The 11,563-nt window shown below is 59.1% G+C and carries 20 protein-coding genes; 2 read left to right on the forward strand and 18 right to left on the reverse strand.

The genetic code is table 11. The features are described 5' to 3' along the window. Nucleotides 1–26: 26 nt before the first annotated feature. The 6 genes from BLW69_RS05675 to BLW69_RS05700 all read right to left on the reverse strand — a co-directional run bounded on the left by BLW69_RS05675 (nucleotide 27) and on the right by BLW69_RS05700 (nucleotide 2,715). Complete coding sequence (locus BLW69_RS05675; RefSeq protein WP_244508748.1) at nucleotides 27–314, reverse strand: hypothetical protein; 288 nt, start codon at nucleotides 312–314, stop codon at nucleotides 27–29. Next, nucleotides 247–612, reverse strand: coding sequence for a hypothetical protein (locus BLW69_RS05680; protein WP_092660494.1), 366 nt, complete (start codon nucleotides 610–612; stop codon nucleotides 247–249). The genes BLW69_RS05675 and BLW69_RS05680 overlap by 68 nt, the downstream gene beginning before the upstream one ends. Beyond that, entirely contained in the window at nucleotides 609–860 is a 252-nt protein-coding gene (locus BLW69_RS05685) for a hypothetical protein (protein WP_092660496.1), read from the reverse strand. Before BLW69_RS05685 ends, BLW69_RS05680 begins: the two co-directional genes overlap by 4 nt. Before the next feature lie 2 nt (nucleotides 861–862). Then, nucleotides 863–1,573: a peptidoglycan recognition protein family protein gene (locus BLW69_RS05690; protein ID WP_092660498.1), complete on the reverse strand. Its 711-nt coding sequence runs from the start codon at nucleotides 1,571–1,573 to the stop codon at nucleotides 863–865. A 106-nt stretch (nucleotides 1,574–1,679) separates the two neighbouring features. Next, entirely contained in the window at nucleotides 1,680–2,090 is a 411-nt protein-coding gene (locus BLW69_RS05695) for a hypothetical protein (RefSeq protein WP_092660500.1), read from the reverse strand. Beyond that, a complete protein-coding gene (locus BLW69_RS05700; RefSeq protein WP_092660502.1) occupies nucleotides 2,065–2,715 on the reverse strand; it encodes a gp16 family protein in 651 nt (216 codons plus the stop codon). The genes BLW69_RS05695 and BLW69_RS05700 overlap by 26 nt, the downstream gene beginning before the upstream one ends. Before the next feature lie 149 nt (nucleotides 2,716–2,864). On the opposite strand from BLW69_RS05700, the gene BLW69_RS05705 reads away from it, so the two are divergent. After that, a complete protein-coding gene (locus BLW69_RS05705) occupies nucleotides 2,865–3,608 on the forward strand; it encodes a hypothetical protein (RefSeq protein ID WP_139283802.1) in 744 nt (247 codons plus the stop codon). 53 nt (nucleotides 3,609–3,661) lie between these two features. On the opposite strand, the gene BLW69_RS05710 is transcribed toward BLW69_RS05705, so the two are convergent. The 12 genes from BLW69_RS05710 to BLW69_RS05760 all read right to left on the reverse strand — a co-directional run bounded on the left by BLW69_RS05710 (nucleotide 3,662) and on the right by BLW69_RS05760 (nucleotide 10,727). Next, nucleotides 3,662–3,976, reverse strand: coding sequence for a hypothetical protein (locus tag BLW69_RS05710; protein WP_139283804.1), 315 nt, complete (start codon nucleotides 3,974–3,976; stop codon nucleotides 3,662–3,664). Nucleotides 3,977–3,986: 10 nt separating this feature from the next. Further along, complete coding sequence (locus BLW69_RS05715; RefSeq protein ID WP_092660508.1) at nucleotides 3,987–4,637, reverse strand: DUF3164 family protein; 651 nt, start codon at nucleotides 4,635–4,637, stop codon at nucleotides 3,987–3,989. A 2-nt stretch (nucleotides 4,638–4,639) separates the two neighbouring features. Beyond that, entirely contained in the window at nucleotides 4,640–4,930 is a 291-nt protein-coding gene (locus tag BLW69_RS05720; RefSeq protein ID WP_092660510.1) for a hypothetical protein, read from the reverse strand. Further along, nucleotides 4,927–5,196 carry a hypothetical protein gene (locus tag BLW69_RS05725; protein ID WP_092660512.1) on the reverse strand — a complete coding sequence of 90 codons (270 nt, stop codon included), beginning with the start codon at nucleotides 5,194–5,196 and terminating at the stop codon, nucleotides 4,927–4,929. The genes BLW69_RS05720 and BLW69_RS05725 overlap by 4 nt, the downstream gene beginning before the upstream one ends. Beyond that, nucleotides 5,196–5,507: a hypothetical protein gene (locus tag BLW69_RS05730; protein ID WP_092660514.1), complete on the reverse strand. Its 312-nt coding sequence runs from the start codon at nucleotides 5,505–5,507 to the stop codon at nucleotides 5,196–5,198. The genes BLW69_RS05725 and BLW69_RS05730 overlap by 1 nt, the downstream gene beginning before the upstream one ends. Next, nucleotides 5,504–6,523 (reverse strand): AAA family ATPase, encoded by a 1,020-nt coding sequence (locus tag BLW69_RS05735; protein ID WP_092660516.1) that lies wholly within the window; start codon nucleotides 6,521–6,523, stop codon nucleotides 5,504–5,506. The genes BLW69_RS05730 and BLW69_RS05735 overlap by 4 nt, the downstream gene beginning before the upstream one ends. Nucleotides 6,524–6,639: 116 nt before the next feature. After that, nucleotides 6,640–8,601: a transposase domain-containing protein gene (locus BLW69_RS05740; RefSeq protein ID WP_092660518.1), complete on the reverse strand. Its 1,962-nt coding sequence runs from the start codon at nucleotides 8,599–8,601 to the stop codon at nucleotides 6,640–6,642. A 1-nt stretch (nucleotide 8,602) separates the two neighbouring features. Further along, nucleotides 8,603–9,061, reverse strand: coding sequence for a hypothetical protein (locus tag BLW69_RS05745; protein ID WP_092660519.1), 459 nt, complete (start codon nucleotides 9,059–9,061; stop codon nucleotides 8,603–8,605). Further along, a complete protein-coding gene (locus tag BLW69_RS05750; RefSeq protein WP_092660521.1) occupies nucleotides 9,054–9,908 on the reverse strand; it encodes a ParB N-terminal domain-containing protein in 855 nt (284 codons plus the stop codon). The genes BLW69_RS05745 and BLW69_RS05750 overlap by 8 nt, the downstream gene beginning before the upstream one ends. Next, nucleotides 9,908–10,267: a hypothetical protein gene (locus BLW69_RS05755; RefSeq protein WP_092660523.1), complete on the reverse strand. Its 360-nt coding sequence runs from the start codon at nucleotides 10,265–10,267 to the stop codon at nucleotides 9,908–9,910. Before BLW69_RS05755 ends, BLW69_RS05750 begins: the two co-directional genes overlap by 1 nt. Further along, nucleotides 10,264–10,392: a hypothetical protein gene (locus tag BLW69_RS23085; protein WP_280141280.1), complete on the reverse strand. Its 129-nt coding sequence runs from the start codon at nucleotides 10,390–10,392 to the stop codon at nucleotides 10,264–10,266. The genes BLW69_RS05755 and BLW69_RS23085 overlap by 4 nt, the downstream gene beginning before the upstream one ends. Before the next feature lie 2 nt (nucleotides 10,393–10,394). Next, a complete protein-coding gene (locus tag BLW69_RS05760; RefSeq protein ID WP_092660525.1) occupies nucleotides 10,395–10,727 on the reverse strand; it encodes a helix-turn-helix domain-containing protein in 333 nt (110 codons plus the stop codon). Nucleotides 10,728–10,848: 121 nt separating this feature from the next. On the opposite strand from BLW69_RS05760, the gene BLW69_RS05765 reads away from it, so the two are divergent. Beyond that, complete coding sequence (locus tag BLW69_RS05765) at nucleotides 10,849–11,541, forward strand: XRE family transcriptional regulator (protein ID WP_113469192.1); 693 nt, start codon at nucleotides 10,849–10,851, stop codon at nucleotides 11,539–11,541. The last annotated feature ends 22 nt before the right edge of the window (nucleotides 11,542–11,563 follow it).

An 11,563-nucleotide genomic window follows, 5' to 3' on the forward strand; every position in this document is an offset into this window, starting at 1 on the left:
CAGGTCCAGTCCTCGCTCACCCATGCTCACTTCGGCCGTGCTCCTGCATCGACCGCCGCGACCGCTTTAGCTCTGCGGATCTCGCAGATATTGCGCGCCGTGCGATCGCTCGCCCAGTTGTCAAAAACTTCGGCCTCCGGCATGTCGCGATCGGGCTTCGCGCTCAGCGCCGGGCAAGGCTTGCGGACCTCAGGCGGCAGCTCGAACGGGATTGACTTGGTAATCACGACAGGCTCGCGATCGGGATCAGTTTGGGAGCAGCCGACCGCGATCGCCGCTAAGGCCACAGTCGACACGAAGCGGAAGCTGCGCATTTTTCACCTTCAGTTCTGCGAGTTGCTGTTCGGCAAAGCGCACCTGGTCGGTGGCTTCGGCCTGCATCGTCATGGCAGCGGAGACTTGCTCTGCAGCCTGTTTGTTCGTCGCGGCGTTGGCGCGCTCGATCTTCGCTTCCCAGACCCCGTCTCGTTCGGTGATCGCGGCCGCGCGCGCGTCGCTCACCATCTCGTTGACGGTTCGCAAGGCCAACCAGCCGAGCAGCAGCGCGGCGATTAGCATTGCGCCGACGATCAGAAGCGGCGTGACAGCCTTTGCAATCCATGCCGGGATCATGCCGCATCCTTCTTTGCTGCTGCCTGGGCCTTGCCCTGAGCCCGGTAGTCGGCCGAGCCGAAACCGCGGTGGACAGCGAGATTGCCGGTGATGATGGCGAACATGGTCGGAAGGGCGATATTGCCAAACCCAACGGCCTGCTCTGATCCGAGTATCGCGCCCACGGTCAGCATGACGATAACCGCCCAGGCGCCGACAAAGGACGCCCAGAGATACCAGCGCGAAGAACTGTAGGAAGGACGCTCCATGATCAGGCGGCCTTATCCAGCAGCGCATGGAAAGGTGCGGTGCCATTGAGGGCACGGTCCATCTCGTCGCGGGTTTGCGGTCCGACCTTGCCGTCGATGAGGATCTTGCGCTCGGATTGGAACCAACGCGTCACCATTTCGAGGTTCTGATCGAAGACGGACGTCGGCACGACAGGCCACTGGTGACCGATCTTCCTTCGGAGGGTCGCAAGCTGGTCTGCCCATTCCTCGACGGCTAGGCCGGTCATACCGCGCGAGAGCGTGGCATCGAGGATTGGCTGGAATGTCTTGCCGCCCTCGAAATAGCCATCGTATTCGGCCGATGCGTTGAAGCACGGGCACGCCTTGTTGGCATACTCGTTGTGGCCGGAGATCTTCACGATGCCAGGGTAGGCTTTCTTCAGGGCGAGCAGCTCTTCGAGAAGCGCTTCTTTCTGGACGTTGGTGCGCGTGTCGAAGGCCGTCTTGCCGTCGCTCTTCAGGCCGCCGACATAGACGACGCCGATCGTGCCAGTGTTGTGGCCCTCGCAGTGAGCGCCAATATTCTCCATGACGCGGCCCTGCCAGCGCTCGCCATTGATCCCGATAACGCGATGGTAACCGATCCCGGACCAGCCGCGGGCCTGGTGCCATGCGTTGATGTCCTTGACGGAAGCAGGCCGACCGGCCGGCGTTGCCGTGCAGTGCACGATGATTTCGTTGATGGGTCGCATGTCGCTCGCTCAAAACGACCGGGGATGGACCGGTCTGTGGAGGCGACAATGGCAATAAGGGGAGAAAGGATCGCGCGTCCGATTTCGGACGTCTAAGAACTAGATCTTAGAAGAGGGAGCCCTGAGGATCGTCTTTAGGGGCCTGTTTGGCCCGATGCTCCATGACAGTGGAGCGAGCAACACCAGTTACTCGGGTGATCTCGTTTGTTGAGTACCCTTTTTCGATCAGCGCCGCAATAAGCGCCGCTCTCTTCCTTTTCGCTCCAGCAAGCGCGGGCGGGATAATAAGATGCTGGCTTCCAAACGCTGCGGCGATCGCGTCCGCTTCACTCTGTCCGACCAGTTTCGCAAGCCAGTGGTCAGGCTTCACCTTTTCGGGGATGTAGATCTGCTGGCCGGCCTTTTCAGTACCGATCGCAAGAGCGGCTTCAATGCTCGAAACGCCGGCGATCTTGTTGAGAAGGGGAGTGAGCCAGAGGCGGTCGCGCTGATCAGACATGGTGAGCCTGAAGCGCATCCCTTCGGATCTGCTCACCGAAGTGGTTCATGACGGAGATCCAGTCGAGATCGCTCGGGTCCCGGAACAGGGTAGGGCGGTCGAGCAGGCCTGTGACGACCGGCCAGAAATCGTTTGGTGCCTTCGGAGATATGATCGACCATTGGGCGCGGGCGATCTTGTAGCCGTCCTTCAGCATGTATTCCCGGGTGTGCTTGGTGCTCGACCAATCAACACCGGCCTCGCGGGTGAGCCACTTCTTCAGCGCCTCGATGACGGCACGTGCATCGTCCCAGTGGTGAAGCCAGCGCTCGCTCTCGATCTTCGTCTGACGGAAGATAAAGCGTTCCATTGCACTGTCGTCGCGCTCGCGGAAGACGCCGAGATTGTAACCGGCGATCCAGAGCGCCTGCAGTTTCTTTGCGAACTTGCCGCTTAGCTTCCTGCGGCCGTTCGGGCGGCGGCTTGCAGCTGCGGGCTGGAAGCCGTCGTTGCGGAAAACGGTGAGCACCTGCTGGCGCTCGTCCTCGCTCATGTCCTTCGTGGAACTCTTGCCAGTGATCAGGAGGAGCTTGGCACGATAGGTGTCGTCGTCGAGGGCGAGCTGCTTCTTGGCAACGTGGATAGCGGTGATAGAGGACTTCATCAGCAAATTCCGCCTATCTGCTGAGAGGAACGGTAAGCAGTGCGCAAGAGCTCTGTTTTGCAACCGCCTTCATCGTCTACGGATCGACTTCCGACTTCTTGGTCGCCATGCCATGTTGTGCGCCGACGTACGCTTAGAGGGGCGCTGGGATGAATTTCAGAAAATGGACTTGGTTGGGTCTTATCGCGGTCATCGCAGCGAGTGCGCTTATACCCCCGATCCTTTTTGGTGAGCCGCGGCTTGTGAAAGATCAAACCGGCGGCGACACGTGGCGAAACATCATCTCTGACTTTCAAACGCTCTTCACCGGTATGGCTGCGGTTGCTGCTGCAACTTGGACCGTTCTCACGATGGAAAAAACTGATGCAAGACAGGAAGCGAGACATCGCGAGCTCGTGGCGCTCACAATACGTGCGGACCGACTTCGTGCAGATCGTGCTGTGCACCCTCAGCTTCAGGACTATGAAGATTACGTGGGCGACAGCTTGAACAGGCTGCAGCACATTTTCCGCAGCGATGAACGGGCACTGACGCACTTCGATGCTGGGAAGCGCAATTATCGAGGTCCGGCGGAGACGTTGAAAGCGTTTTTTGATCGAGCTCCAATACAGCAGGCCCACGACCTTTTTGATGGAGAGATGAACTACGCACTCACGCGTATACACGTCGCGATCAACGAAATGACTTACTGTTGGGCAAGAGCTGAGAATTACTCGCCGCCTATAGGCTTGGATCGCTCCCAATACACTCTTACTGATGATGAGCGCATCAGTGCAGATGCGGCTTTCACAGAGGCTGCCTCTGTTACTCGAAGGCAGCTTCTCGTGCTCCAGGAGCACACATCGACATTTTATGCAGGCCTTGTGGGAATGAAGCGCGGATACGAGCTGTAAGTCAGACCGAGGCGCTAAAAAGTTTGGGTTGCGGCCACCAGTGACGAGCGTCCTCATGCTGCTTTCACCTTCATCATGATGACTGTCCGACTGGCGTTGATGTGCCAGCGGCGAAACAGACTGATCCCGCCGTCCTGCGACGAGGAGGTGACGTTTGCCATCTGCAGGTGGTACTTGCCGTCCGATCCGAAACGGAACCGAGCAGAAAGCTCCTTCTGCAGCTCGCCCTTCACCCGCTTCTCGGCGGCGCGGATGCCGAGATCGTCGGCCTCCGCAGTCGTCGGGATCGATGCGAGCTTGCGCCGAAGGATGACGATCGTGTGCTCGAGGCGAGCGATCTTCTGATCTGTGGTGAGATGCCGGTTCATGGCGAGCACCTCACGCCTTTGCCAAGTCGATGGTGACGGCTTGCCAGCTGTCAGTGATCTTCTTGCGGGTATAGAAGCGGACGTATTCCTTGGAGCCGGTAACCCGCATGGCATCCCGAATCGCGTCCATGGCCCGCTGCCAGCGCGGGTCCGCAATCTGATGCCGCATCAGCATGAAGATCTCGGCCCGGTTGATCTTGCCCTCCTGGTCAGTGTTGAAGGCGCGTGTGATGATCGACTGGATCTCGGCACGGCTGTCGGCCGACCATTCCGTCAGGCACTCGTCAATGATCGACTTTGCGACCTGCAACTCCGACCCGAAATCGATCTGCTCGGAAACCTGCACTTGGACTTTCATGAGCCCGTCGATGGTCTGATACGTGCGGTTGCCTTTGGCTCCGCCGATCTTGGCGTTATATTCCTGGGCAATCAGGGCATCCAGGCTACCGAGGTCGGTCATGGTGTGCCCGCGGAACCGAGCGATCTGCGCGTTGAGGTCGACGGCAAAAGCGATGATTTTGCGGACGGTCTCGTCTTCGAGCTTGTGCTGTGGCTTCACCATTGCAAGCGGCACGAACGCGCCCTTGGCGTCGGTCATGTATTCCTTGCCGTTGATAAGCGTGATGCCATCGACGCGGCTTTCGAGGATTACAGCTTCCATATTCAGTTTCCTTTTACGTAGTTGAGCCGCGCGGACCTGAGCCCAGCAGCAGCGGCGACGAGTGCGTTGATTGAGGGGGTCTCGTCTCGGGAGTTGCGGGCCTTCTCGACCCGTTCCACGGCTTTGATGACTGCGGACACGGCGACCTCAAAACTGTCGAGCCTGGACCGCCGCTTGTTAGCGGCGACCTTCATTCCTGCGAACTTGGCCTCAAGGCGTTCCTCAACCAGAGGAACGACCTGATCGACCAGCTCGGTCAGCGGAAAGCTGACATTTCCTGATCCTTCGGTCATTCTCGACCTCGCGGGGTTGGCGATGGGAACGGCACTACGTTTGGGCCGACGATCGCGAGTGGCAGTGTGCGGCCGCCGGACAAAAGGTTCCGGCGTTCGAGAAGGCGCTTTTCCTCCTCGATGTCCTCAGCAAGTGCCATCGCGGTGTTGAGCCGTCTTAGAAGCGCGGAAAATTCCTCGCCGGTTACGTACTTGCCGCCGTGAACGGCAGGCTTGATCTCCTCGCAGAGGGCAAAGAGATGGTCAGACAACAGTTCGCCACACATCAGCGATCCCTCCTGAAATTTGGTTTGATGACATTGCCGCTGGTTTCGAGGATGAGGCCAACGGCGGCGTCCTGGGCGACCTGTTCGATGGTCGACGAGAAGACGCGGCCGGCGTCGATGAGGCGGTAGGTTTCAACCTCGCGCTCTATGTTCGAAGCCATGATACGCATCAGTCGAAGATGGCTTGTGATGCCTTTGATGCTCTGCAGGTCGATCTCGGCGACCTCCTTCTCGCCCATCTTCTCGAAGGGTGCGAACCGGTTGAGGAGCGCGCCGAGGCTGTCGCTGAGTTTGGGGAGGGCGCGGCTCATCCGAGGTCCTCCACATCGCGATTTCTCCAGGCGTCCTGAATGTCCCGGACGGTGACCTCCCGGTCGTCGGCAAGCGCCACCATGCTGGCGAGCTTCATTGTCTTGTCGATCTGACCGAGCGCGCCACCCTTCATACCGATACCGGTCAGCAGGCGGACGCTATCCGCATCTGTGACGCCCCAGGCTTTGATGTAGGAAGCGATATCGTCAGCGTACGGCTTGTTGCGGCGGAGGTGCTTTCCGACGCGGCGCTTGAGCTGGGCGTAGGAGCGGCCCTTCGACTGCGCGACAAAGCGAGAATAGACCTCTTCGTTTCCGACCAGGGCGATGCCGCACTGGTAGATATCGGAGAAGTGCCGGAGCTGGTTGATTGCGTCGTCGACCAAGTTCTGGGCTTCGTCGATGACGAGGAGCGATCCGCCGCCGACACGCTCAAGCTTAGCGCCGATCGCGCGGGTGAGGCGGGCAGGGTTGTTTTCGTTCAGGCCCAACTCGGCCGACAACTCGACGAGCATGCCGTGGACCGTCTTCGTGTGGGGGCTGATTGTGGCGTGATAGACGTGCGGGTGTGTCGCCTTGTAGTGGCGGCAGGTCGCAGTCTTACCGTTGCCAGCTGCCACGGTGATGATAACGAAGTCCGCCGTCATCTGTGCCCACTGCAGGGTCTGTGTGATCTCAGCTGCGATGCGGGTTTTGATGAAGGCAGGCGAGATGGGGATCATCGGCATGGCCGCGGCCTCGATCACCGCATCGACCCAGTTACGCATCTGCCGCGTCATGTTCTCCAGGCGACCGAGATAGGTGCCGGAAAACCACTGGCTAAAAGTGCCTTCCTTCATTCCGCTGCGGCGGGTGACCTCGGCTTTCGTCCAACTATTAGAGATGGCGATGGCCGAGACCTTTTCACGGATCTCGCGCCACTCCTCGATTTCCTCACCGTGCTTGGTGACAAATTCGAGCGCTGGCTCTGGCTGTTCCCAGCCCGACAAGCGGCTTGTGTCTACATGCTTATTCATACTATGGTTCCTTCAGAGCGCCTCTTTGAGGCTGACTTGGCGGGCGAGACTTTTGGTCTCGCCCTTTTTTTTGGAACCGGACGCAATACACTTCGGCTCTGCTATTCAGTCGGCTGTTACTTCGCCGACCGATCCCCTCTCGGGAATTCAAGGACCGCGCGCTCGTCAGCCACTCGGGACAAGGCGCGGGAAAAACTGTCTTCAAAGGCGTGTTCGTCGCTCGGCGCTGGCATCTGCACCGCGAGATTTCCGGTCGCGAGGCGCGTGACCTTCGAGCGGACTGGCGTCGGCGCTGGCGCTGTCGAAGGCTCGCCTTTCTTGAGAATGTCCGCGAGCTGGCCGGCCGTAAGCGCCGTGTGAGCGGCCTTCTCTGCCGCGATAGCCTTCTGATAATCGCGGCGCTTGCGGGCATGCTGGCGAGCGGCTTCCTGATCGTCGAAGCCAGCGTCGGCGATGCAAGGCGCTTCGCAGATCAGAACATTCTTCAAGTCGTAGACTTTGATCGAGCCGTGCAGGTTGTCGGGATCGAAGCGAATGGTGACCTTCTGACCGGCGTGCTGGTTAAGCTCGCGGCTCCAATATCGATTGCCGTGGTAGTGGATTTCGCCGCTACCCTTCTGGCTACGGATGATCTCGGAGGCGAGCAGCCACAGTGAGCGCTGCGCCTTCGACGGCCACCGGACGATCGTGCCGGGATGCGCGATGCTTTCCTCGAAGGTCTGATCGAAGCTGCGACCGTTGCAGGTCTGAGCCTTGCGGCCGATCCGGGCGTTGTGCTCGGCAATTTCGCGGCCGATGTGCTCGCGAAACTCGTCGATCGGAACAGCGCGGTTGCCGTAGTTTTCAGGCTTGGCGTCCGGCTTGTTGCCGGTATAGGCGCCGGCGCAGAACGGATGCTTCGAAATGTTCTCCGCAAGGTCGCCCCATGCGCGTTCGATCGGCTTCGACTGACCGGAATAGGGGTTCGTCCAGCGAGGCTCGATGCCGAGCGTGACCAGCAGACCCTCTGGATCCTCGTCGCGGACCTTGAAGCGATAGCGGGTCGCAGCGCCACCGGAGATCCACTTCGAGGCAAACGAGCGGCCGTTATCGAGGTAGATGCGTTCCGGAATGCCGAACTGCTCGACCATGTCGCCGATGACCAGTCGCACTGTTTCCTTGTTCTCGCTGTCGGAGATCCGCCAGGCCAAAACCTTGCCGGAATAGAGATCCTGAATGCCGAGAAGGAAGAGGCGAACCGGCTGCTCGGACCAAGGCACCCGCACGAAGACATCGAGCTTGTGACCGTCCATGTTGACCATCTGCATGGCGTGGAGGTGCGAGCGCGTGCGGCGCTGAGCAGGATAGAGGCCCTTGGCGGTTTCCTTGCCCTTTCGGGCAAGCTTTTGGACAGCCTCTGGCACTTCGGCGTCCAGCCTGCGCCTCAGGGATCGCTCGTGCGGAACCGGGTTCCATTTCTCTTTGTTGGCGGCGACGAGGAGGCGACGATAGCAGGCCGAGAACTTCGGTGCCTCAGGCCGCAGGAAGTCGGACGTGATGTATTCCCAAGCCTTCGGATGGCATTCCGAGCGAGAGCGATCCGGTTGATAGCTCGGCGCGAGCGCAGCAACCCAATCCTGCCGATCGACACCTTCGACCATACCGCGCCATTCATACAACGCGGACTTTGCGATGCCGGCCTTGCGACACGCCATCGTGACAGCTGCCTTCGCCGACATGCCGGCGTCTTCAAGCTCAGCCGCCATTTGAAGGGCTTTCAAACGTTGTTCGCATGTGGCTTTATGCTCGGCTGAGAGCTTCTCATACCGGTCCCAAAGCACCTGCCGACGTTCGGCCTTGAGGTCGCGATCGTCATTCGCCGGTGCGGAATGGATAATTAGGAGGCGCATCTGCGCTGCCGACGGCAGCAGAGAGAAGTGATACTCCCAGACTGGCTTTGTCTTGCCGGGTACGCGGCGTGCCGTGTTCGGATCAGCACGCCACGAACTGCGAGCAAGGTTGTCCAGGCTCTTTTCCGTGCGCGGCAAATCCGGAAGGTTCGCGGAGGCCAGTTCGGCAATGGAGTAGAACTGCTTCACGCTAGCGTCCGCGTCGTTTGATGTTGATCGGAACCGAGAGGAGCGTCTTTAGGTCTTTGGCGAGGGCACGCTGTTCCTGCTGAAGCCGGGCGATTTCGGCGAGGCGTGCCTCGTCGCCCTCAAGCATGATCAGGCCATCCTCGGAGACGACGAAATCCCAAAGCCAGACCGCTCCGGTCGCGCGGACAAAGGCCTTGAAGCGAACAAGGCTGATATCGTGCGTTGCTTTGCTCTCGGCCGTGTAGGCGTCGATTGTCATTTTCGAGAGGTTGGGCAGACCAAGGTACTGCGCCATGCGAGCTGCGATGACTTCGCGGTTATGCGGGCACTCGCGGATGGCCTTCGCCATCGCGCGCTTGAGCTTGGAACGGAAACGCTCGATGTCGATCGAGACGGCGGCTTGGCGCACCGGGAAGAGGGGCTCCAGGAAGAGATCGAGCTGGCTCGGATGATTACTCATCGTTCGCCTCGCTCTTGATCTCAGCCATCAGCGGGTCAGCGCCTTCGGCAAGGCCGATGTGCTCCAGGAACTGCGAGCGAGTTTCTTCGCTGGCGTCTTCCCAAGCGGTGACGAGCCGAGAGAGGAGGGTCGCTTGCTCGATCTGCTTTTTCGAAAGCTGCGCCGGAGGATCGACGAGTGCCAGCGCTTTCTTGAGGTCGGGCTCCGTCCGAAAAGCAACTGCCGTCTGGCGCTGTTTCAGCGGCTCCATCTTGGCAATCTTCAAAAGGGCAGACTGGTTGTCGGCGACAGCGGTGCCGCGGACTGCTGAGCGAACGTCAGGGTGCAGGTTCTGAGCTATGCGGCTCAGTAACTTGACGGTCTCGCGTGATACCCCCATTCGATCGGCGACGTGGCGTGTAAAGCCACCCACAGCTGCTGCCTCGTCCGCGATTAATTGGGTAATGTTTACCCTATTTCCTGGGCGACCCGCCTCGACTGCGCCGTGCTTTGCCTCCCATACCTCGCGGTAAGTCTGAACAAAGACGGCTCTGTCGATGACAGAGAGGTCGTTTCTGAACAGGTTCTCAGTGATTTCGATAAGCTGCGCCTCAGCCTTATCGCCGAGGACGATCATGGCGTCGATTTCGGTTTCCTCGTTGATCTGTTCCGCGCGCATCCGGTGCGCACCTGCGACCAAAGTGAACTTCCCGCCCTTGGCATTTGGTGTAGCTCGAACGGTGATGGGATTGATCAAACCGTGTTCAACGATGCTTTGTGCAATCGCCACAGCCTGCTCTTCCTCGACCGCACGGAGGCGTTCGGGGATGACGATCTCGGAAATTAGGATGCGTTTGAACTCGGCCATTAGGCGACTGCTTCTTCTGCTGTGGTCTGGAAGGAGATGAGCGCGTGCACACGCCGCGCCATCGCGCGGTAGTGGGCTTCAAATCTCGGGCTTTCCATGCGGGTGTTGATGGTGCGCAGCGCTCGGTTGATCGCCTCGCGGGAGCGGTCCTCAGTCTCGACGACGCGGCGCTTCGGCCATTTCAGCTCGATGATCATCAGGTGCATGGCGACCTGGCGGGCGAGAGCCGCATCGAACCACTCATGCGGTGGGTCGAGGATTTCGCGAATGGCGAGATGGGGGAAGCCTTCGCGGACCGCAGCGACGCATGCATGCAGATGCGCTTCGTAGAGCGCCTTTAGGTCAAAGCGGTCGATCATTGCATCACCTGCATGATGAGGCTCGCGCTTGCGGCAACGAGGCCGGCGACGACGACGGTAAAAACCATGACGAGATTTGCCATGTCACAGACACGGGATTGGGACGGAATGAACGGGTTGCGCATGTCTATGCCACCGCTCCGTTTTGGCGTTGTGCCATCGTTGCGGGCCGCTCATAGTTCTCGCGGGGTTGAGGAGATTTCCGCAGACCGGAGCCGTGGTAACGCGAGCGCCACAGTAGATGTGGCTTTGTACCGAGAGCTGCAGCGATCGCCCTTTCCCCCGCCGCGTTGGGCTCGCGGAGCGTCGTTCCGGCGGTCCCGCGCGGCAACAGATAGGATCGGTCGATATCAAGAAGCGTAAGGCCGGCCACGAGCAGTTTGCTCTTAACGGTCGCCATTTCGCTAATCTTGTCGATCGGGTTACGGGTCTTCTTGTCCGCCTGCTGGGGCCGGTGCATAGTGGATCCTTGTGTGAGGAGGGAGGCCCTGGCCGGTCTCCCTTTTCATTGGTGATTTGGTCCGTATTTATGGAGGGTAAAACACAAATGGGTTTTTGTAAACCTCATTCGTGGTTTAGACATGGGTAGACCTGCTAAGAAGTTGGAAGGTATCGGGGCGCGACTTGCAGTGCTGCGAGAGGGCCGGATCCGTAAGGAGTTCGCCAAAGATTTGGGAGTGCCAGACAGCACTCTTGGGAACTACGAGCGCGGCGATCGTCTCCCAGACTGGAGTTTTTTGGAAACACTTCACCAACGAAAAGGGGTAAACCTCAATTGGCTACTTAGTGGTGTTGGCGAAATTTTCAGCGCTTCCGAAACGGGTTCTAGTGTCGTGGACGACAATGTGGTCCGACTTCCACGATTCGACGCGCGTGCTTCCGCCGGTAAAGGGCTTATTCCCGTAAATGAGTTGCCAGTGGGCGAAGTCGCTTTCGCGCGCGACTTTCTCCGCAATCTTGGAGCCAGTCCCGATCATTGCTACGTGCTAGAAGCTAGAGGCGATTCAATGTGGCCAACTATTCCAGATGGGGCTTTACTGATCGCGGATTCGTCAAAAAAAGTCGTCGACGACGGAAGAATTTATCACTTCAACGTAATGGATCGCGCTCTAATCAAGAGAGCTCGGTGGACGATAGATGGAAAACTATTTCTAACTTCTGATAATGTAGCCGCAGGATATGCACCTGAAGAATTCACGGCTGATAGAGTTGATGAACTTCAAGTAAGCGGACGGATCATGTTCACCGGGCACGCCCCATTACCAGTGCGTTAAGTGCCAAATTGATATCTGAGGA

It is taken from the genome of Rhizobium sp. NFR12 (genome assembly GCF_900108545.1).
Classification (GTDB): Bacteria; Pseudomonadota; Alphaproteobacteria; order Rhizobiales; family Rhizobiaceae; genus Neorhizobium; species Neorhizobium soli.